This is a genomic window from Paenibacillus enshidis, assembly GCF_042136365.1.
In the GTDB taxonomy this organism is placed as follows: Bacteria; Bacillota; Bacilli; order Paenibacillales; family Paenibacillaceae; genus Paenibacillus; species Paenibacillus enshidis.
This window is the reverse complement of sequence record NZ_JBHHMI010000002.1, coordinates 150,540-172,058: the sequence shown is the minus strand read 5'-3', so window position 1 is coordinate 172,058 and position 21,519 is coordinate 150,540. Positions and strand designations below refer to the sequence as shown.

Below are 21,519 nucleotides of genomic sequence, written 5' to 3'. Positions count from 1 at the left end.
ATCCGCTAAAAAATATAATAAGAAATTTGGGGACAACAGCGATGGGAGGAATCATTCGTTCTCGGAGCGTCTCGGAACAGGGAGTGCAGTGTACCCGTTCCTGCAGAAATATTTTGTAAAAGGGGTTATGGTCGGCGCGTTAAAAGGATAATTCGCGGCTATTCTCATATCACTTGGAGGTTAAATGATGACGAGCAGAACGATATTGCCGTTCAATACGGACTGGCGATTTACGGAAGGCAACTATGCAGGCGCCGATAAAAAAGACTATGATGACAGCAAGTGGCGGCAGCTGAACGTTCCCCATGATTGGAGCATTGAGAAGCCATTTGATCCGTACATGGAATTTGGCGGTAATCATGCTTATTTGCCCCGTTGGACGGTAGGCTGGTATCGCAAGCATTTTCGTTTGGCCGCTAACGAGGCAGGGCAGCGGGTCTATATCCAGTTTGAGGGGATTCACAATAACAGTGAGGTTTGGATTAACGGTCATTTCCTGGGCAATCGCCCTTACGGATACGTAAGCTTTCAGTATGATCTGACACCGTACATCCTGTGGGATGAGGAGAATGTTATTTCCGTCAAAGTCGATAATACCCCCATGCCACCGGACCGCTGGTATTCCGGTTCAGGCATTTACCGCAATGTATGGCTGATCTCGACCAGCCAGGTGCATGTCGCCGGGTGGGGAACTTATATCACCACGCCCGAGATTACTGCCGATAAGGCAAGGATAAACGCTGAAATTCAGATGCAGAATCATGATGACCAGCAGGTTGAATGCACTGTTGTCACTAAGATTCTCGATGTGGCGGGAACTCTTCTGGGAAAGGCCGAGACCCGCCAATTCCTGGCAGGGCAGGAAACACTGAAGGTCGTGCAGGAAGCCGAGGTACATAACCCCGAGTTATGGTCCCCGAAATCCCCGGCGATGTACGAGGCGAGGACAATGATCTATTGCGAAGGTGTGGAAGTGGATCGGTACACAACTCCTTTTGGCATAAGAGAGATTAAATTCGACGCACAGGAAGGTTTTTTTCTCAATGGAATCAACCTGAAGCTGAAGGGAGTCTGCATACATCATGACCTGGGCTGTCTGGGAGCGGCCTATCATGATACGGCGATGCGAAGAAGGCTGGAGACGCTGAAGGAAATGGGCTGCAACGCCATCCGCTTCGCCCATAACCCGATGGCGCCGGAGCTGCTGGATCTTTGTGACCGAATGGGTTTTCTCGTCGTTGACGAGGCTTTTGATAAATGGAAATCGTCATATTATGAGCATTTGTTCGAGGAATGGTGGCAGCAGGACCTGGAAGCGATGCTGCTTCGTGACCGCAATCATCCCAGTATTATCATGTGGAGCGTCGGCAATGAGGTGGAAAATCAGGGGCAGGCGGCTATGCTCGACATGTTGCAGATGCTCGTGGCCCACTGCCATAAGGTGGACCCGACCCGCCCGGTGACCTGCGCCCTGGAGCCGCATAATACACCCCTTAGCCTGCGCGACGGCTCGATCGAAGGCAAAGTGCAGCATACGAAAGGTTTGGCCGAACGCATGGATATCCTCGGCTTGAACTATCAGGAGCAGTGGTATGAGCATTACAGGGAATCTATGCCGGACACCCTGATTCTCGGCACGGAGACCTTCCCGTTTTATCGCGGCAAGGACAATCGGGTGAAGGGCTACTTGCCACTTAATCCGTGGTTTGATGTGCTCAAGCATAAGTATGTGATCGGTCAATTTGTGTGGGCAGGCATCGATTATCTCGGGGAAGCCAGCTATCCGTTAAAAGGGTGGCCGTCCGGCCTGATCGATACGTGCGGCTTCCGCAAGTCAATCTCCTACCTGCAGCAGAGCTTCTGGTCGGAGGAGCCGATGGTTCACATGGCCGTCTTTAACGACACTGTCAAGCAAGAGCATAATCCACAGTGGACGATGCATTGGAAATCCCCGGCGCTGAAGGATCATTGGACGCTTCCGGACTGTACCGGAAAAATGGTACGTCTGGTGACTTTTACGAACTGTGAACGTGTTGAGCTGTTTGTGAATGATGAATCGTACGGAATCAGGGAGCTGAAGAACTATCCGGATCAAATGATCATGTGGCATCTTCCGTATGCGCCAGGGAAGCTTTGTGCGGTGGGCAGCAACGGGGGACGGCAGGTATGTGAGCATGAATTGATCACAGCCGGAGAACCAAGCCAAATTGTGCTTGAGCCTGACAAGAGTGTGATGCCTGCTGACAACTATGAAATTGCTCATATAGAGGTGACCGTTGCGGACCGGGAAGGGGTGCTTGCTCCCCAGCGGGAGTATGAACTGTTATTTGACTCAGCGGAGAAGGACGCATCCTTGGCGTGGACAACGGGGCTCTTACGAGCGATGAACCGTATAAAGGGAACAAAAGGACTACACGAAACGGAAAATGTCTGATCATCGTGCAAGCAAGCGGGCGACCCGGGGAATTAATACTTGGCGCCAAGGCGGAGGGACTGCGGCACGGGGAGACACGGATCAGGATCAGAAGTTAAATATTGATATTTATGGCTGCCTGGCTTGCTGGCAGCTTTTTTCTATTCGGGGCGTCAAATTACATATGGTAACCCTGGTCCTTTTCCGAGCCTCCAATCTTCTTCAAAAGTTCTACATACATTCCGGCTATGATGGATCTATTGGATTTTCAATACAGAAAGGAATGAAAGTAATGAAGACTGGTTACAAGCTCAAAAGCATGATTATAGTCGGGGTTTTATCCGTTGCATTGGCTGGTTGTTCCGGTTCAATGAATGGAATGGATCACTCGAAAATGAATATGGAAGAGACAAATGAATCTGCGAAGGCATCGGATGCCCAAACGGAAAAGCCAGCTGTTTTAACAGGCAAAGAAATTAATTTGACCACCTCCGTAAGCAATCAGGAAATCGCTCCAGGCAAAACTTTGCCGGTATGGACTTTCAACAATTCTGTTCCTGGCCCGCAAATTCGGGTCAAACAAGGTGAAATGATAAAAGTCAATTTGAAGAATCAGTTGCCGGAGCCAGTCACCATTCATTGGCACGGCGTTCCTGTCCCGAACGCGATGGATGGCATTCCAGGCGTAACGCAAAACGCGGTTCAACCGGGCCAGTCGTTTACGTACGAGTTTAAAGCTGATGTCCCTGGCACCTACTGGTACCACTCACATCAGGATAGTGTAAATCAGTTGGATCGCGGACTGTATGGAGCTTTTATCGTCGAACCCAAAGAAGGCACTGGCGTTGACCGTGATTATACGCTTGTCCTCGATGAATGGATGAGCTCCGGAGAAATGTCCGGCATGAACATGTCCGGCAGCAATATGTCAGGCATGGATCACAGTACAATGAACATGGGAGAAGACATGAGTATGTACGATCTGTATACTATAAATGGAAAATCCGGTTCGCTTGTGGATCAGCTTCCTGTTAAACAGGGAGATAAAGTTCGAATCCGTTTGATCAATGCGGGCTATCTGTCCCACCAAATTCATCTGCACGGACATGAATTCAAAGTTATTGCTACCGACGGGCAGCCTATCAACAATCCAGGCATACTGAAAGATAATGTTGTAAGCATTGCTCCAGGAGAGCGTTACGATATTGAATTTACCGCTAACAATCCGGGCCGATGGCTGATCGAGGACCATGGTGACAAAGCTGCTGTTGCAGGGATGAAAGCCACCATCGCTTATGAAGGTGCTCCCGCCGGTTCCGACAAAGCAAATGAGTCGGAGAAACTGACGGCTGTCGATATGAGCCGTTACGGCCAGGCAAGCAGATCCAACTTTACGTTAGATCAGAAATATACGTTGCAATACACGATGAATTTAAACACCGAAATGAAAAACGGCGAAATGGTCTACACCATCAACGGAAAGACGTTTCCGGAAACCGAACCGATCAAGGTCAAGAAAGGAGATACCGTCAAGGTCCGCCTCGTCAATAACTCGAAAACCGAGGATCACCCGATGCACCTGCACGGTCACTTTTTTCAGGTGTTAAGCAAGAACGGGAAACCGCTTGGAGGGTCTCCAATCATCAAGGATACGTTGAATTTGCAGCCGGGCGAAGAATACGTCGTCGCATTCGAAGCAAATAATGAAGGGAACTGGATGTTCCATTGTCACGATCTTCATCACGCTTCAGCCGGCATGGTGACAGAATTAAAATATACAGATTACAAAACCGACTTTGTTGCAGATCCAAACGCAGGGAATAAGCCGGAATAGGTTCAAGTATAGGGCGAGCCGAACAGATTTCTTTCCGGATCATGATTTGGCTCGCCCGCTTACATAAAAACATTACGAGTCTGTTTATAATCGTATTCCTGATAAAAATCAGGTATAATACAGCCAAAAAGAAACGGCATCATGGGCACATGGAATCGTATAGGTGGACATTCGTTCTTTTAAGATTTGGAGGTGTTTAAGTGGAAATACTTCATAAGAGGTTCATCGAGAAACAGTACCCGCTTAAATATACTAATATAGAAGTAGAAGAGATGTTGAGGAACGAATATTGTGTTAATGAAATTCTAAAATCAACCTTGGCTGATTTAGAGAAAGATCCACAAGTTGATTTTCACTCCATTTTTAAGTGTTTCGAAATAGATAACAAGAAGGTCCTGAATGAAAAATTTAACGAGATTGAAAAAAAAATTCACCAAGAGTATATTAATGAACATCCTTCAAAGATTTTCGAAACTGATTGGAGTAGAATCAAGGCTGGAAAACTCTTACGGGTAATTTGATAAGTCATGACGGTGAGACACTTAGCAATTTCACCGTGCAAGGAATGTGTATGAATCTGGTCAATGACCTAACTATTATGAAAGGAATCTCTTCCGAGGAATGCAAACTTGATAGTGATTACTATCTAAAATATCTTCAACTATTGCAAACAAAAGGGTACTTATAATTTTGCAATAAAAAAGGCATTCCCATAAAATTGCGAACACTGTTGACCCACAAGATGTACACTTGAAAAGTGTCCTTCTTGTGGGTCATTTGAGATTTAATTAGGGCGTTTTGAAAAGCACTCTAAACTGGTGTGTTCGTTAAAGCATTTAACAGTATTTTGATTATGTATTCCTGCCCGAAATAAGGTATAATACAGCCAAAAAGAAACGGCATCATGGGCAGTCACCATTACTGCAGGTCTTTCTGGCATCATTTATGAAAGCGCCTTCCTGATGCGAGGCGCGTTTTTTTGCGTTTATCGTTGAAGGACAATCTCTGTAGGGGAAAGCAGGTGCATCCGCATTGTTAAAAGATTTTTCCCGGCGTTTTATCCATCCTGTGCAGCGAAGTATCCGCAGCAAACTGATTATCACGATGGTGCTGTTCGCTGTGCTTCCCATTATCGCCATCACGGCGCTGGCGGCCGAAAACAGCAGGGCGTCCATGGAGTCTGAAGTCATCGACACCAATTTGTCCAATATGAAATGGACCGACATTTATTTGGGGGAGCAATTTTCGCAGCTGAACAACCTGATTTATACGATTCAAGTCAGTCCGGGGCTGAGCGAATATTTATCAAACCGGGAGGAGGACAGCCTCTCGAACCGCTTGGCCGAGCAGCGCAAAATTTTTGAAATTCTGAACAGCGTATATTATTCCGCAGGCAATCATGTGGTCGGGATCAGCTTGTATGTACATGAAACCAGTACGCTGTTCAGGATTAATTCCATGCAAAATGATGTGCAGACGCTTCCTGCTCCTCCTGTCGTCTATGATGATTTCGCACGCCAGAATAAGGATTTCATCATTGATACCACTGCTAACGATCCGGCAAAATTCAGGCTGATCCGCAGCATCAACCGTTTCGAGAACCAGGAAAGGCTTGGGTCTATCACCCTGGAGATCCGCTGGTCGGCCTTTAACCAGACGCTTGAATTGCTGGGCGGTATGGATAAGAAGGGGGTGCTTATTGCCGGAAGCGACGGCAAGGAGATGTACACCCCATCAAATGAAAGCGCTTTATCTGGTGAAGCTGCAGAACATCTTGCCGCCTTGGGTCCGGGTCCGGGCTATTTCCGTACAGCACAGGAATATGTGTTCTATAATACCGTCGATCCGATTGGGCTGCGGCTAGTCAAAGTTATTCCGAAGCGGGATATTGACCAGAGCGCGATCTCCACGATGACCTACGGCCTGCTTGTAGGCGCCGTCTCTGCGGCGCTATCGGTGCTGCTCGCCGTTTTTGTGGCCTGGAGAACGGCTCGGCCTATCGTCAAGCTTGCCAAATCGATGCGTGGCATCGATCTAATTGATGAGCGCAAGGAACTGCCCGCCAGCAGCGGAAGAACGGATGAGATCGGCTTGCTGGAAAATAATCTGCACGATATGGCTGTCCGCATCCGCAGTTATATTCAAAATGAATACAAGATCAATCTGGAAAAGAGAACGGCGGAGCTTAAAGCGCTGCAATCACAGATCAACCCCCATTTTTTGCAAAACACACTGCAGCTCATCGGCGGCATGATCTATGCCCGCAAGCCGGAGGAGAGCTATGAAATTATCCGCTCCTTAAGCGAAATGTTCCGTTACATCGTGCGCGAGCCAGATCATCTGGCTTCCCTGCAGGCGGAGCTGAATCATCTGCAGTACTACATGCATATCCAGCAGAAGCGGTTCTCAGGCAGGCTTCATTATACGCTTGAGGTGCAGGATGAGGCATTGCAAAGTGAGCTGCCCAAGCTCTCGTTGCAGCCGATTGTCGAAAATGCATTTGCACACGGGCTGGAGTTCAGACAGGAGGATTGGAAGCTGGACGTATCGATCAAGCGCAGCGGTGCCGGGGTGCTGATCCGGATCAGGGATAACGGAGCCGGGATGAACCCTGAGCGGCTGTCAGAGCTGCGCAGCAAGCTCGCTGCTGGTACAGACAGCCACTGGGCGAGCGGAAAGAGCATCGGGCTGATTAATGTTGCTGCCCGTATCCGCATGCATTTCGGTCCGATGTATGGAATCAGCTTAAACAGCGAGCAGGGGAAAGGCACGGACGTTTGCATCCGTATTCCATGGGAATCAGGGGGTTGGCAGATTGATGATCAAAGTGCTTTTGGTGGATGATGAACACTGGAATAGGGACATGATCCGGACGCTCGGGGAATGGGAGCGGCTTGATTTGCAAATCGTTGGCGAGGCCGGAGACGGGATCGAGGCTGTACGGCTGACGGAAGCATTAAAGCCCGAAATTGTCATTACAGATATGCGTATGCCTGCTGCCGATGGAGTGGAGCTGTTGCGCATTTTAAACGACCGCTTTCCGGAGATCAAAGCGATTGTGATCAGCGGGTATGATGACTTTAATTATGCCAAGCATGCGCTAAAATACCGGGCCGTCGATTATCTGCTCAAGCCGATTGATCCGCTGGAGCTAAATGCAACGCTGCAAAAATGCAAAACAGAGCTGCAAAACAGCACCAACCCCGACCTGGAGCCGCTTGATTTTGAATTTTCGCAGCGCCTTTCCGGGTATAAGCAAAGGCTCCGTTTTCATTTCAATGAATTGAACGGGGAGGCCATAACTGTCGTATTCGGGCAGCTTCAACAGGATCTGCATGCAGACACAGGCAGACGCAAGCTGGGACGGGTGGTGCAGGAGCTGCTGCTCCATTTGAAAGAGCTGCTCACTGCCGCCATGTCGGGAGCGCAGCAGCAGGAGATCAAGGTGACGCCGCAAACGATATCCTCTGTGGAGGCAGCGGTGCATGATGTGCAGCAATACTATTTGCAAGGGCTCGATGCGCTTATTCAGCACCGTAAATTCAAGAACAAGCTGAATTTGGAGGAAGTCAGACAGTATATGGAGCAGCATTTTACCGAGCCGGTCTCATTGGAGTTTCTTGCCAAGGTGTTTTTTGTCAGCAAAGAGTATCTCAGCAAGGTATTCAAGCAGGAATATGGGCTGAATGTGACCGATTATATTTTGCAGCTGCGGATGGAAAAGGCCAGGAAATGGATAACGGAGGATCAGCTGCCGATAAAAACCGTCGGTGAAATGGCCGGTTATGAGGATGTATCCTATTTTTACCGTGTATTTAAGAAATATTTCGGAATAGCGCCGGGGGAAATGCGCAAACAGAGTTAAAGTTTAAAATTGTCCAATAAAAAGGTCTAAATCCGTCCAATGAAGCGCTTATATTAATAATTTACAATGAAAGCGCAATCATAAAAAAGAACACTGAACATCAGGGAGGTCATGGATGTGAGGAAGATATGGAAGGGTGTATCGGGCGCTGTATTGTCTGCTGTACTGCTGGCTGGATGCAGCGCCAATGCGGGAACAAATGAGGCAGAGGGCGGGTCCTCCGCAGGAAGCAGCGTCACGCTCAAAATGTTCATTGCCCAGCCCAGGTTTAAAGAGCATTACGACAAGTACATTGAACAATTTAAAGCGAAGATGAAAGCAGAGAAAAATATTGACATCACTGTGCAACTTGAAATGCCGCCCTCGGATAATGCAGCACAGATTCTGAAAACCCGGCTCGCTTCCAATGATGCGCCTGACGTGTTCGCGCTCCATGCGGTCAATGAGATTCCATCCTTCTACAAAGCCGGTTATCTGGAAGACCTGTCGGATCAGCCGTTTGTGGATAAGCTGCTGGACAGCGTAAAGCCGTCCGTAACGACAACTGACGGTAAAATCGTAGCTGTTCCTTTGGAAACGCTCTCCTGGGGCTACCTGTACAACAAGAAAATTTTTGCAGAACAGGGTATTACCCCGCCGACAACGCTGACAGAAATGAAAGCCGTAGTCGATAAGTTGAAGGCGGCCCAAATTACGCCATTTGAAATCTCCTACAAGGAAGCCTGGATTCCACAGTTGTTCCTGCCGCTCGCGGCTGGTGCCACGATCAATACGGGAGACAAGGATTTCGTGGAACGGATGAATAGTGACCAAGGTTCCTTCAGTGAAATTAAGGCTTCTCTGTTCGGTATGATGGATCTGGTCAACGCCAACGGCACAGATCGCGCCCTGGAGGTGGGCGGCGATGACGGCGCGGCCGCATTCGCTACCGGCAAAGCCGCCATGTGGGTGCAGGGTCCATGGTTTGCGGAGACGATTCTGAAATCAAATCCGGATATGGACTTTGGCGTGGCACCGCTGCCGATCAGTGACAACCCGGATGCGACGATGATCGACCTGAGCACATCGACTTCGTTAGCCGTGTCTTCCTCCAGTAAGAACAAGGAACTGGCGCTGGATTTCATCAACTATGTGCTGGATGACCAGGATTCAAGCGAATTTTACCAAGCCCTGAAATTCAATCCGGTTGCCAAAACCCACGCGTATGAGAGTTATCCATGGGTGAATGACGCTATGGAATATGTGAAGGTTGGCAAGTCCTATCAGGACCCGGCCATTCCACAGGCGGTGAAGGATGAGGCTGGCAAAGCGCTGCAGTCCTACTACGCCGGACAAATGTCCCAGGATGATGTCATTGCCGCTTTGGATAAAGCATGGAAATCGTTCAACAAGGTGAACAAGTAAAAGAAAGTGCCAAGCGAAACTTGATGCAGCCATACCTGGAGTGGGGAAGAGAGCACTCTTCCCGCTCCTTTTCCCAAAGCTGCAAGGAGAGGAGGAGCCACTGTGTATAACGGGGTATACAAAAAATACATGTCACTGCTGCTATTCACGGCCCCGGCGTTTATTCTCTATACGATCTTCCTGCTCATCCCGACGATTGGCGGCATGTACTACAGCTTTACGGACTGGAACGGGCTGAACCCGGATTACGATTTCATCGGCTTGGCCAACTTTACGGAGGCGCTGCGGGAAGACCCTGATTTTATGAATTCACTATGGTTTACACTGAAATATGTACTGTTCATGATCTTTTTGCAAAATGGAATCGCCCTGCTGCTGGCGGTGCTGATCGAATCCCGCACGAAGAGCAAAGGGTTGTTCCGGACAATCTTCTTCATGCCAAACATGATCAGCACCATTATCAGCGCATTTATGTGGACGTTTGTATTTTCCCAGGTGCTGCCGCAGCTGGCGGAGCGGTTCGCGATCACCTTTCTGAATCAGTCTTGGCTAGGTGATCCGCAGTACTCCTTTTACTCCATTCTGACCGTGTCGCTCTGGAACGGAGTAGGGTACATGATGATCATCTATCTGGCCGCCCTGCAGGGAGTTCCGCAAAGCCTGAAGGAAGCCGCGATTATTGACGGCGCCAGTCCGCTGCAGACATTGCGCAGTGTGGTGCTGCCGATGATTACCCATGCGGTCACGATTTGTTTCTTCCTGACATTGAACGGAGCCTTCAAGGTATTCGAGGTCGTGTACGGCTTGACAGGAGGAGGGCCAGGCCGGGCCACACAGGTTATTACGATGAACATTTACGAGGAAGCGTTCTCCAATAACTTCCGCTATGGCTATGCGAGCGCGAAATCTGTCATCCTGTTTGTCATCGTCCTGATTTTCACCCTGATCCAGATCACGGTCATGAAGAAAAGGGAGGTGGAGGCATGAAAAAACACACAGCCAGCTCTCTGCTGATAAGACTGTTTCTGATCGTAGGAGCTGTCATTGCCTGCTTTCCCATCTATATGGCGGTTATCAATTCCTTCAAGACCCAGGGCGAAATGTTTGCTTCCTTTATAGCACTGCCGAAAACAATGCATTGGGAAAACTACAGCGATGCTTTTGCTAAAATCAATCTGCTGGGCAGCACAGTAAATTCCGCCACGATATCCATCATCGGCATTGCCGGCATTATTCTGACCGCCTCCATGGCAGGGTATAAATTATCCCGTACACGGGGCAGATTAAGCGGCGCGATTTTCTTCCTGTTCGTCGCTTCCATGCTGGTGCCGTTCCATTCCATCATGATCCCGCTGACGCGGATGGCCAAAGCGATGCATGTACAGGGCACCACCTACGGTCTTGCTTTGATCTATATCGGGCTTGGCGTAAACATGGCCATCTTCCTCTATCAGGGGTTTGTCAAATCCATCCCGCGCGAGCTGGAGGAATCTGCACAGATCGACGGCTGCAACGAGTTTCAGACGTTCTTCCGGATCATTTTCCCGCTGCTGCTGCCGATTACAGTAACCATTGCGATTCTGGATTTCCTGTGGATCTGGAACGATTTCCTGCTGCCCTTGCTTATGCTGACGGACGTGAACACCTATACGCTGATCCTGTCAACCAACATGCTGTTCGGGGAGTATAATAAAGATTGGCCCTTGATTCTCTCCTCACTGGTGCTGACGGCGATCCCGGTCGTCATTATTTACGGATTTTTTCAAAAATTCATTATGGAAGGCATCGCGGAAGGTGCGGTGAAGGGATAAACATGGCACTTTAGAATATGACCATCTAAATAGGGGAATCGTCGGAATGACGATTCTTCTTTGTGTACGACTGCCCGTCGCACATAAAAAAACCCTCCTTGGAAAAGGAGGGTTACATATTATCAAAATTCATACCTAAAAAACCAGCAGCAATATAAGCCATTATAAACAAGGCAACAATCACACTAAACACTTTATACACTGAAAAGTGTTTAGTGCCCCATTTTTTCATATATGCTTCACCACCTCATAAACAATTATACACAAGTGGATAGCACATTAAAACTCATTAGTTAGAAGACGCTGTAGCTTGATCATTTTGAACATTTAAAATGAGGTACTGTTGTGCAGTTCCGGTGGGACTTGTATATTTCCATGTCATAGATGCTTTTGCACTTTGATAGTAGGTTTCTGTTGGTCTATCAATTACTGGTTTTTGTAAATCGGAAAAACTACCGAGGTAAACCTTCACTTTTGGTTGGTAAACTTTACTTATAGAATCATATCCACCATTAACAATTGCATAGTTTGCTAAGAACTCTGCATAAACCACTCCAGTATCATAACTTACCTTTGCATCAACAATATTACAATATCCAGAACCACAAACACTCCCCGGTCCAGGCGTAACGTCCTGAGGGGTAATTCTATCATTTTCCCCATCGTAAGGTGTTACCTTAGTTGGCGTAACTTTCATTGTAATAAATGAACCATCTGGGAAAACCGTTTTAGAAGTGTAGCCTTCTAAAGGTTCGGAGCTATTGGAATTAGTGACTGCACTTTTTTCATAATTGGTTGTAGTAATGCCCTCACTTGCTTTATTGGGGTTTAAGGAATCAAGAAGCTCTCCATTTTTGACTTTTTCAATCAGTTTTTCTTGAGTGGCTTTATCAATATCATTTTGGTCAAAACTCTGTGTGATTGCTTGAGAGTTATCAAGGAAAGTGGCGGTTGAAAGCTCATTAGAAGGTTCTGCAAGTACATTTGAAGAGAGAGGAAATAAAAGACCTACTGATAAAACTGAGGCTGCAAATCCTTTTTTAAATGTCTTGAAATTCATGAAATACCCTCCTTAATGGATTTTTTTACTATTAAAGGGTAACATATGATATTTGTTTTATGTATAGTAAAAAAGTAGTATTTTTTGATTGGTTTTTTACTGAAAATTGGCCATTTTGTTGTAGGATATTTCAGTTGCGAATTAGTGAGGACGAATCACTGCCTCAACAAAAAAGTTTTTGAGCAATGAAGAGGATGAATAACATATTGATATATATCATATATACCAAGTAGATCATTCTATGTACCATATATGTCCAATCTATATTGACAGAGGAGGGGGGAGATGCAGAGCACACATAAAGTCTATTCAAAGAAACTTGATAACTAACGTATTGCCTGTGCAGGAAATAAAATTTCAAAATTGTAAGCGTTTACTTCATGAGGCAGGCTGTTACCTATACTATTGCGGAAACGGGGAGATTCTTCTGATGGGATTGAGCAAATACAAGAGATTGGCAACGATTTGTTTGGTAACGGGCGGCTTGCTGTTAAGCACGGCTTGTTCCAATGGGGGTTCGGGCACAGATGCAGGCGGGGAAAGTGATAAAAATGTGATCAGCATTACGTTCCGCTCCGGCGGAGGAGCCAATCAGGCATTAACGGAGTGGTTGGAGCAGGAGGTCATTCCGGAATTCAAAAAAGCGCATCCGGATGCAGAAGTAAAGCTGTCTCCGCTGAATGTGTCGGAAGGCGATTATTTTGCCAAGGTTGCTCTGATGCTGAAATCCGCCAATACAGCGCCGGATGTGGTGACAGAGGATACGTTCATGGTTAACTCGGATGCCAGTGCAGGTTATCTGGAGCCGTTGGATGACAAGGTGAAAGGCTGGGACGAGTGGGAACAGTTTACTGAGAACGTCAAAAACGGGGTCATCGCCCAGGACGGCAAAGTGTATGGAGTCCCATATAATACCGATGCCCGCGGGCTGTGGTATAACAAGGAACTGTTCCAGCAGGCCGGCCTTCCGGTGCCATGGGAGCCCAAGACTTGGGACGACATTTTGACTGCTGCCAAAACGATCAAGGAAAAGCTGCCTGCGGACGTCGTCCCGCTCTGGATGAACTCAGGCAAAGCGACCGGGGAAGCTACCTCCATGCAGACTTTTGAAATGCTGCTGTACGGAACAGGAGACCCGCTGTTTGACACGGAGTCCAAGAAATGGATCGTGAAGAGCGAAGGGCTGACGAATACGTTTAAATTTATCGACCAGGTCTACAAGCAAAAGCTTGGGCCGAATTTATCCCAGGTATTGAATGGTCAGGCAGGTGCGGTGGCCTATCAGCAGCTCATGCCAAAGGGCAAGCTGGCTATCGGTCTTGACGGCGTTTGGCAGATTGGCACCTGGCGCGAGGGCGGCTCTGCCCCATGGCCGGAGTCCAAGGAGGTTATAGGTTTTGCGGCGATGCCAACCGAAAAAGGGCAGGCTCCCGGCTCTGTGTCCATGTCCGGCGGCTGGGCCTGGTCCATCCCCAAAAATTCGGACAATAAAGAGCTGGCTTGGGAATTTGTAAAGCTGGCGTCCAACAAGGAACACAATCTGTCACTCCTGTTGAAAGAGAATAACCTGTCTCCACGCAGTGACGTATCCGAGGATCCGAAGTACCAGGCGATCCCTATGTTCAAGGAAGCTTCGGCCTTCCTGAAAAACACGCATTTCCGGCCGGCAGTCGATAAATACCCTTCCGTATCGACCCAGATCCAGACGCTGGTTGAGGATGTCGTCACAGGAAGATTGACACCTGAACAGGCTGCCGAGCAGTATCAGGCGAATGTCACGAAAATTGTGGGCGAGGATCTTGTGACCACACGCTAACCAGCAGATGAACAAGAGAGGAGTGGTACTGTGGCTGCAAATCCGGCTGTTTCCGGGACGGTGCAGACGAATCGCTCTGCCAAACGGGATTACACGGCGCTCAGGTCGGTTCTGTTCTTATTTCCCGCATGGCTGCTGCTGCTTGTCTTTTTTGCCGGACCGATCCTGTTGACGTTCTATTTTGCATTTACGAACCTGTCCTTGACGGGCACTGCTGCGCAAAACATACAGTTTGTCGGCTTCCAGAACTTTGCGGCAATGTTCCAGGATCCAAATTTCCGGATCAGCATGGTGAATACGATCCTGTTTTTGCTGGCATCCGCTGTGCTGGGGCAGCAAATTTTAGGGTTTATATTGGCCCTGCTCATGAAGGAAAGAAATCCGACATTCCGGCGTTTGATCGGCATTATCGTCATTGCGGGCTGGGTTACTCCGGAAATTGTGGTGGCCTTTTGCTGGGTAGCTTTTCTTAGCGATAACGGTACCTTGAATGCCATACTCGGATATGCCGGTCTGCAGCCGGTAGCCTGGTTGTATACCTTCCCGATGGTCAGCGTGATCGTGGCCAATATATGGCATGGCACCGCTTTTTCCATGATGGTATTTCAGGCTGCGCTGGATGATGTGCCCAAAACAATTGAGGAAGCGGCGGTCATTGACGGAGCGAGCCGGTTCCAGGTGCTTACCCGGGTCGTGATACCGACGGTCAAGGGCTCCATTGTAACGAACATGATTCTGGTGACACTGCAGACGCTGGGCGTATTCACCCTGATCTATGCCATGACAGGCGGCGGGCCGGGTACGGCCACCCAGACGCTGCCGATATTTATGTATAATCAGGCTTTTGTCAATTATCAGCTTGGTTACGGTACAGCGATCTCCCTGATCCTGCTGCTGCTCGGCATCCTGGCGAGTCTGGTGTACATGCGGTCCATGAACGTCAAAGTATAGGAAAAGGCGGGTGAATAAACGATGAATCGTTTTAAAGCTGAAAAAACCGTCCCCTATATCATTTTGACGCTTATAGGGGTGCTGTTTCTGCTGCCACTGCTGTGGGTGATTTTGGCTTCGGTTGACCCCGCTGCGCAGCAGGCTTTGAAAATTCCGGATTCCTTGACACTGCAAAATTTTACATCGATCCTTACGGACCCTGCGAATATCCGCTCTTTTATAATCGGTCTGCTCCTGTCCTTCGGGCAGGCCGTATTGGTTGTCGTCATTGCGGGTCTGGCGGCTTATCCGCTATCACGCTACAGCCTGAAGTACAAAAAGCCGTTTATGTACACCATTCTCTTCATGACCTCACTCCCGATTACGGCGGTGATGGTGCCTGTATATCAGCTGTTTATTTACTTGAAGCTGGACGACTCCATTCTGGGTACGATGCTGTTTCTAACGGCATCCGGTCTGCCTTACGGGATATGGATGATGAAAAATTTCATGGATGCCGTGCCGCTTGAGCTGGAGGAATCCGCTTGGGTGGATGGCGCCGCGGTGTGGACAGGGCTGCGGAAAATCGTGGCCCCGCTGATGGTGCCGGGTATCTGCACTGTTGCTATTTTTACATTCTCAGGAAGCTGGGGCAACTTCTTCGTTCCTTACATTCTGATTCAGACACCGGAGAATTTCCCCGCCTCCGTCAGCATCTATCAGTTTTTCGGCAGCTACGGCATGGTGGAATACGGCAAGCTTGCGGCATTTTCACTGATTTATACGATGCCGGCCGTTGTGCTGTATATCTTCTCACAGCGTTATATGTCAAAAGGATTCAGTCTCGGCGGAGCATCCAAAGGATAAAGATTCAACGTTGAAGGGAGCTGCACGTATGTTTTGGACGATTGAAAAGCTTGAACGCCGTATCCGTGAATTGAGCACATGGCGTTACCGCAATACCCGGTCCATTGCCTCCTTCCAGGCTCAACTGGACGAGGAAGGGGTGATAGGCCAACGCCCTCCTCAGGAGGGGGACTGGTCGGTGATGAATACAGGAGACCGCTGGGAAGGTCGGGACAAATATATATGGATCAAGGCGGATGCAGAGATTCCGGCGGACTGGAAAGGTGAAAAAATCGTTGGTGTGTTCGACTTCGGCAAAACGGGCGGGGGCGGCAATTCCGGCTTTGAATCTCTTCTTTATCTCAACGGAGAGCCCTATCAGGGGGTGGATATGAATCATCAGGAGGTGTTCCTCAGCGACGAGCTGGCCGGAACCAGCCTGAACTTGTGTTTCAGGCTGTGGTCGGGACTTGAGGGTGGCGGCAAACCGACGGTGCAGGAGCACCAGATCAAAACGGCGTTTATCGCTTGTCTGGATACGAGGACGGATGATCTGTATTTTACGGCAAAAGCGGCTTTCGATACCGTCAATTATTTGCCGGAGACGCAGCCGGAAAGACAAACGCTGTTAAAAGCCCTGGATCAGGCTTTTCTGTTGATCGACTGGTCCGCCCCGGGATCGGATGCGTTTTATGAGAGCGTATACCGCGCGGGCGCAAGCTTGAATGAAGCGATTGAGAATATTCCGAAGCATTACCCGGTAACCGTGACCTGCATCGGTCACACGCACATCGATGTGGCATGGCTGTGGCGGCTGAAGCATACGAGGGAAAAGGCCGCCCGTTCCTTCTCGACCGTGCTGCGGTTGATGGAGCTTTTTCCGGAATATATCTTTTTGCAGACTCAGCCGCAATTGTACGATTATATCCGGCAGGATTACCCGGACCTGTATGAGCAGATCGGAAAGCGGGTGCAGGAAGGGCGCTGGGAGACGGACGGGGGCATGTGGCTGGAGGCGGACTGCAACCTCACTTCCGGTGAGTCCCTTGTGCGGCAGCTGCTCTATGGAACAAAGTTTTTCCGGGAACAGTACGGCAGGCAATGCGAATATTTATGGCTGCCTGACGTGTTCGGGTACAGCTGGGCCTTGCCGCAAATTTTGGTCAAATCGGGAATCCGCACATTTATGACGACCAAAATCAGTTGGAGCCAGTTCAACAAAATGCCGCATGATACGTTCAAATGGCGGGGCATTGACGGTACGGAAATTCTCACCCATTTTATTACGACACCTGAAGACGAGTATTGGTTCTACACCTACAACGGGCGCATTACCCCCCGTACTGTAAAGGGAAGCTGGGAGGTGTATCGTGACAAGGCGGTAAACCAGGAGCTGCTGCTCTCCTACGGTTATGGGGACGGAGGAGGCGGCGTCAACCGCGAGATGCTGGAAATGCGCAGACGGCTGGATCGGATGCCTGGCCTGCCGGCGGTGAAGACGGGAAGGGCGGACGAATTTTTTGCACGTCTGCATGAAACGGTCGAGCATACGGACCAGTATGTGCATACCTGGGACGGCGAGCTGTACCTGGAGTACCATCGCGGCACCTACACAAGCCAGGCATACAACAAGCGCATGAACCGGAAAATGGAGCTGCTGCTGCGCGAAACGGAATGGATGAACGTGCTGCAAAGTGTCTTGTCCGGGGATTGGTCGGCCTATCCGGCACAGGAGCTGGAGGAAAGCTGGAAAATCGTGCTGCGCAACCAGTTCCATGACATTATTCCAGGCTCATCGATCCGGGAGGTGTACGAGGACAGCAGGGCCGAATATGAAGAGGCCGAACGTCTTGCAAGCGGGGCTCTGTCGGAAGCGGTCAAAGGGCTCGTAAACGGAGATAATCCGCAGTCTTTTACCGTCTTCAATTCCACCTCTTGGAGCCGCAGCGGCGTCGTTCAGGTTGCCGGTCAGGGCGATGAAGAGCTGATCTGGAAAAATGAGAACGGCAACCGCCTAAAATCACAACTCTCCGCTGAGGGGAACTGGATCGTGCAAATAGAGCAAATTCCGCCGCTTGGAGCTGCGGTTATTACCTGCGAACAAGGTGGTGAGGAGCGAGCTAGGGAGGATCAGGCTGGCTCTGTATTTCAAACGACGAACAACTCCATCACATCACCTTATTATGAAATGAAGTGGAATGAATACGGCCAACTGATTCGTATTTTTGATGTGAAGAACGGGCGTGATGTACTGGCTCGGGGAGCCAGAGGCAATGTGCTGCAGGTATTCGAGGATAAACCGATGCAGTATGATGCCTGGGATATCGATATTTATTACCAGGAGAAGATGAAGGAGATTACGGATTTGACTGGGTGCACAGTTACCGAGAAGGGACCAGTCCGCACCGTCATTCAGTTCACTTGGTCGTACAACCGGTCCATGATCACACAAAATATGGTTCTGTATGCCGACAATCCGCGGATCGATTTTGAGACGCACATCGATTGGCACGAGCAGGACCAGCTGCTGAAAGCGGCCTTCGCCGTAGATGTGCGGGCAACGGAAGCGACCTATGACATTCAATATGGCAATGTCAAGCGGCCGACTCACTGGAATACGAGCTGGGACTACGCGCGCTTTGAAACGGTGGGCCATCAATGGGCGGATCTGTCTGAAACCGGTTATGGTGTCAGCCTGCTGAATGACTGCAAATACGGCCATGATATCAAGGATAATGTCATTCGCCTGACGCTGCTGAAATCGGCAACCTACCCGGATGTGCAGGCGGATCAGGGCGAGCACGTATTTACGTATGCACTGCTGCCGCACGCATCCGGCTGGTATGAGGGCGGGACGGTCCGGGAAGCATGGGATCTCAATAACCCTCTTACCGGTATCGAGGGACGGAGCGGCAGCCTGTCCATGTTCTCCCTGAACTGCGATCACGTCATGATCGATGCCATAAAAAAGTCGGAAGAGGGTGAGCATATCGTCATCCGGTTGCATGAATTTGCAGGGGCCAGAGGACGGGTGGAGATCAGCAGCGGGCTGAACATCGCCTCCTGGCAGGAATGCGATCTGCTGGAGAGAGCCACAGACGATGTTCCTGAGCATGGGCCATTCTCCTTTGACATCAAGCCCTATGAAATCAAAACCTTTCTCGTACAGCTAAAAAAATAAACGAGCCAACAGCCCTTCCGGTATAATATAGAGGTAATTATACTTGGAGGGCTTTTTAAATAGATAGGGATTCGCCAATTCCCAATAGAAGGATGTAGAAGGCTATGAGGTGGAGGCTGGGATGAAAGCTTTATATGAACAAGTATACCAGGCATTGAAGCAGGACATCGTGTCCGGAAAGTACAAGGCTGGCGACCGTGTCCCATCGGAAAAGGAGCTGTCTGAAGACTTTCGCGTCAGCCGGATTACGAGCAAGAAAGCGTTGGAGAAGTTGGTTGAAGAGGGAACAGTATACCGGCAGCGGGGTAAAGGCACATTCGTGTCAGGAGATCAGGGCGCGAACCGAATCGTACAGGATAACGAGCGCAAACCGCTGTTTGGTCTGATCGTGACCGCCTTCGACGACACCTACGGAAGCAAGCTCATCGCAAGCATTGAGGAAGCCTCGGATGGCAAATGCTTTGTGATTTTGAAGCGTTCCCTGGGCCAACCGGCCAAAGAGGAAAAAATGATCAAAGAGCTGCTGGAATTCGGCGTTGACGGACTTCTTATTTATCCGGCGGAAGCGGAGCATTACAGCTCGGAAATTTTGAAAATGGTGGTCAACCGCTTCCCGTTTGTCCTGATCGACAGGTGCTTCAAGGGGGTCGCCGCGACTTCCGTGTCCAGCGATAATACAGCCGCCGCCAAAATGGGAGTGGAATACTTATTTGGCCTGGGTCACGAGCATATCGGCATTGTATCGCCGCGCGCGATCGGAATTACGACGGTGGAAGACCGTTTGGACGGGATTGTGCAGGCCTATGCGGAAAGAAACGCGGTCGTGGACAGGCAGCTGTGGCTTACCGCGATTGAGAGCACACAGCCTTCCTCCGGGGCAACGATGGAGCAGGATATCGAGCAAATCAAAAAGCATCTGATGCGCAATCCGCACATCACCGCTTTATTCGCCATGGAGTATAACATCGCGGTTTTGGCCAAGAGAGCGGCAGAGCAGCTCGGTTTACGCGTCCCGGAGGACCTTTCTATTTTATGCTTTGACGGGCCGGAGCCCAGTCTGCAGAGCTGGAATTTCACCCGTATTCTCCAGGATGAGAAAGCGCTCGGCAAGCTTGCCATCCAGTGGCTGCTGGAAATGATGGAGGGCAAGTTCACAAACCGGCAGGATTTCCTTCCTGCAACCTTGGTAGAAGGCAACAGTGTCGTCGGAAATATTGCTGCCAGTAAACCGGTGTCCTCATGAACATGAATGATACCAAAAGGCAGGCCGCTTAGCCTAAACAACGGCAAGCGGTCTTTTAGCGTTAATTACGGAGGTCCTTTTCCAGAAGAAGTTCAATAAATTTGTTGGCAGCACTGGACAACGGCAAGTTCTGCATCGTCATGATGCCAACACGCGAAGGTGGCAGCTTCACATCCAACTGGATTTCGAACAACGAACCCTCCTCAAGCTCCTTTGTCACAAACTCCCTGGTCACATAGGATATTCCAAGTCCCCGCCGCGCAAACTCGATGAGCAGGTCCACGCTGCCAACCTCGATATCCGGCTTCAGATGGTAGCCGTAGCTTTCGAACAGCTCCGTAATGCCCACCCGTACCCGGCTGTTGCGTGAGAACAATATGACCGGGTACTGCTGCAGCTTTTCCAATGGCAAAATCTCGTGCTTCAGCTCGGCATATCGCTCACCCGCCACAAAGCACTCCCTCAACTGAAAGCTTTCCTTGACGTCCAATTGAGCATCCACAATCGGCATGCGCACAACGCCCAAATCAATTCGGCCTTCCTTGAGAAAAGCGATAATTTCCGGGGTCGTCCCATGGTTAAGCTGTAATCTGACATCCGGGTACTGTTCATGGAAATTCTCTATGAAAGGAAGCAGATAATGCTTGAACAGCGATTCACTGCCACCGACCCGCAGCTCGCCGCTTTCCAGATTTTTAAGGGCAGCCATTCTTTCCTCGGCCAATGTGATTAAAATTTGCGACTGCTCGATATAGGAATATAGAACAGCGCCCTCCTGCGTAAGGACCACACCTTTGGCATTTCTGTGAAACAGCGTGATGCCGAAGCTGTCCTCCAGCTGCTTGATCGCATGGCTGACGCTGGGCTGGGTGAGATATAACGCCTTGGCTGCCTGGGACAAGCTGCCTGTTTTCGCTGCCCAATAAAAAACCTTGTAAAGCTCATAATTTATACTCATAAATGTGATCTATATCTCCTCTTAAATTTATCAATTACTTATATGGCTTCTAAAAGTATTATAGTAGAACCAGAAAGAACAAACCAGAGCTTGCCAAAAACAACCGTCAATGAAAAGCAGCAAAGACACCTTTGCCATACGGGAGATCAAGCAGCTCT

The 21,519-nt window shown here is 49.4% G+C and carries 16 protein-coding genes; 14 read left to right on the top strand and 2 right to left on the bottom strand.

Annotated elements, in window-relative coordinates:
• The first annotated feature begins 187 nt into the window (after positions 1–187).
• From ACE41H_RS03330 to ACE41H_RS03290, 9 genes are all read left to right on the top strand, one after another.
• Positions 188–2,434 carry a glycoside hydrolase family 2 TIM barrel-domain containing protein gene (locus ACE41H_RS03330; RefSeq protein ID WP_375353367.1) on the top strand — a complete coding sequence of 749 codons (2,247 nt, stop codon included), beginning with the start codon at positions 188–190 and terminating at the stop codon, positions 2,432–2,434.
• The gene (locus ACE41H_RS03325; protein ID WP_375353366.1) at positions 2,359–2,532 is read left to right on the top strand and encodes a hypothetical protein; all 174 of its coding nucleotides are present in this window, start codon (positions 2,359–2,361) and stop codon (positions 2,530–2,532) included. The genes ACE41H_RS03330 and ACE41H_RS03325 overlap by 76 nt, the downstream gene beginning before the upstream one ends.
• A 164-nt stretch (positions 2,533–2,696) precedes the next feature.
• Positions 2,697–4,247: a multicopper oxidase family protein gene (locus ACE41H_RS03320; RefSeq protein WP_375353364.1), complete on the top strand. Its 1,551-nt coding sequence runs from the start codon at positions 2,697–2,699 to the stop codon at positions 4,245–4,247.
• A gap of 200 nt (positions 4,248–4,447) precedes the next feature.
• Complete coding sequence (locus ACE41H_RS03315; RefSeq protein WP_375353362.1) at positions 4,448–4,768, top strand: hypothetical protein; 321 nt, start codon at positions 4,448–4,450, stop codon at positions 4,766–4,768.
• A 511-nt stretch (positions 4,769–5,279) separates the two neighbouring features.
• Positions 5,280–7,091, top strand: a complete 1,812-nt coding sequence (locus ACE41H_RS03310; RefSeq protein ID WP_375353361.1) for a sensor histidine kinase — start codon at positions 5,280–5,282, stop codon at positions 7,089–7,091.
• The gene (locus ACE41H_RS03305; protein ID WP_375353359.1) at positions 7,066–8,112 is read left to right on the top strand and encodes a response regulator transcription factor; all 1,047 of its coding nucleotides are present in this window, start codon (positions 7,066–7,068) and stop codon (positions 8,110–8,112) included. Before ACE41H_RS03310 ends, ACE41H_RS03305 begins: the two co-directional genes overlap by 26 nt.
• 117 nt (positions 8,113–8,229) lie before the next feature.
• Entirely contained in the window at positions 8,230–9,516 is a 1,287-nt protein-coding gene (locus ACE41H_RS03300) for an ABC transporter substrate-binding protein (protein WP_375353357.1), read from the top strand.
• A 129-nt stretch (positions 9,517–9,645) separates the two neighbouring features.
• Positions 9,646–10,503 (top strand): carbohydrate ABC transporter permease, encoded by an 858-nt coding sequence (locus ACE41H_RS03295; protein WP_375353598.1) that lies wholly within the window; start codon positions 9,646–9,648, stop codon positions 10,501–10,503.
• Positions 10,500–11,327 carry a carbohydrate ABC transporter permease gene (locus tag ACE41H_RS03290; protein ID WP_375353356.1) on the top strand — a complete coding sequence of 276 codons (828 nt, stop codon included), beginning with the start codon at positions 10,500–10,502 and terminating at the stop codon, positions 11,325–11,327. The genes ACE41H_RS03295 and ACE41H_RS03290 overlap by 4 nt, the downstream gene beginning before the upstream one ends.
• Positions 11,328–11,616: 289 nt before the next feature.
• Here the strand turns inward: ACE41H_RS03290 and ACE41H_RS03285 are convergent, their stop codons facing one another.
• Positions 11,617–12,387 (bottom strand): hypothetical protein, encoded by a 771-nt coding sequence (locus ACE41H_RS03285; RefSeq protein WP_375353355.1) that lies wholly within the window; start codon positions 12,385–12,387, stop codon positions 11,617–11,619.
• A 430-nt stretch (positions 12,388–12,817) separates the two neighbouring features.
• Here ACE41H_RS03285 and ACE41H_RS03280 point away from each other — a divergent pair, with 430 nt between their 5' ends.
• The 5 genes from ACE41H_RS03280 (at position 12,818) to ACE41H_RS03260 (ending at position 20,403) form a co-directional block, all read left to right on the top strand.
• Positions 12,818–14,203 (top strand): ABC transporter substrate-binding protein, encoded by a 1,386-nt coding sequence (locus ACE41H_RS03280; protein ID WP_375353353.1) that lies wholly within the window; start codon positions 12,818–12,820, stop codon positions 14,201–14,203.
• 60 nt (positions 14,204–14,263) lie between these two features.
• Complete coding sequence (locus ACE41H_RS03275) at positions 14,264–15,154, top strand: carbohydrate ABC transporter permease (protein ID WP_375353597.1); 891 nt, start codon at positions 14,264–14,266, stop codon at positions 15,152–15,154.
• A gap of 21 nt (positions 15,155–15,175) precedes the next feature.
• Positions 15,176–16,000 carry a carbohydrate ABC transporter permease gene (locus ACE41H_RS03270; RefSeq protein ID WP_375353352.1) on the top strand — a complete coding sequence of 275 codons (825 nt, stop codon included), beginning with the start codon at positions 15,176–15,178 and terminating at the stop codon, positions 15,998–16,000.
• Positions 16,001–16,028: 28 nt separating this feature from the next.
• Positions 16,029–19,160: an alpha-mannosidase gene (locus ACE41H_RS03265; RefSeq protein WP_375353351.1), complete on the top strand. Its 3,132-nt coding sequence runs from the start codon at positions 16,029–16,031 to the stop codon at positions 19,158–19,160.
• Between the two features lie 121 nt (positions 19,161–19,281).
• Positions 19,282–20,403, top strand: coding sequence for a GntR family transcriptional regulator (locus tag ACE41H_RS03260; RefSeq protein ID WP_375353350.1), 1,122 nt, complete (start codon positions 19,282–19,284; stop codon positions 20,401–20,403).
• 61 nt (positions 20,404–20,464) lie between these two features.
• Here the strand turns inward: ACE41H_RS03260 and ACE41H_RS03255 are convergent, their stop codons facing one another.
• Complete coding sequence (locus ACE41H_RS03255; RefSeq protein ID WP_375353349.1) at positions 20,465–21,361, bottom strand: LysR family transcriptional regulator; 897 nt, start codon at positions 21,359–21,361, stop codon at positions 20,465–20,467.
• Between the last annotated feature and the right edge of the window lie 158 nt (positions 21,362–21,519).

Excerpts from the sequence above, each read along its gene's own strand:
- ACE41H_RS03330 (WP_375353367.1), top strand. The coding sequence starts at position 188 with ATGACGAGCAGAACGATATTGCCGTTCAATACGGACTGGCGATTTACG.
- ACE41H_RS03320 (WP_375353364.1), top strand. The coding sequence starts at position 2,697 with ATGAAAGTAATGAAGACTGGTTACAAGCTCAAAAGCATGATTATAGTC.
- ACE41H_RS03305 (WP_375353359.1), top strand. The coding sequence starts at position 7,066 with ATGATCAAAGTGCTTTTGGTGGATGATGAACACTGGAATAGGGACATG.
- ACE41H_RS03295 (WP_375353598.1), top strand. The coding sequence starts at position 9,646 with ATGTCACTGCTGCTATTCACGGCCCCGGCGTTTATTCTCTATACGATC.
- ACE41H_RS03290 (WP_375353356.1), top strand. The coding sequence starts at position 10,500 with ATGAAAAAACACACAGCCAGCTCTCTGCTGATAAGACTGTTTCTGATC.
- ACE41H_RS03285 (WP_375353355.1), bottom strand. The coding sequence starts at position 12,387 with ATGAATTTCAAGACATTTAAAAAAGGATTTGCAGCCTCAGTTTTATCA.
- ACE41H_RS03280 (WP_375353353.1), top strand. The coding sequence starts at position 12,818 with ATGGGATTGAGCAAATACAAGAGATTGGCAACGATTTGTTTGGTAACG.
- ACE41H_RS03270 (WP_375353352.1), top strand. The coding sequence starts at position 15,176 with ATGAATCGTTTTAAAGCTGAAAAAACCGTCCCCTATATCATTTTGACG.
- ACE41H_RS03265 (WP_375353351.1), top strand. The coding sequence starts at position 16,029 with ATGTTTTGGACGATTGAAAAGCTTGAACGCCGTATCCGTGAATTGAGC.
- ACE41H_RS03260 (WP_375353350.1), top strand. The coding sequence starts at position 19,282 with ATGAAAGCTTTATATGAACAAGTATACCAGGCATTGAAGCAGGACATC.
- ACE41H_RS03255 (WP_375353349.1), bottom strand. The coding sequence starts at position 21,361 with ATGAGTATAAATTATGAGCTTTACAAGGTTTTTTATTGGGCAGCGAAA.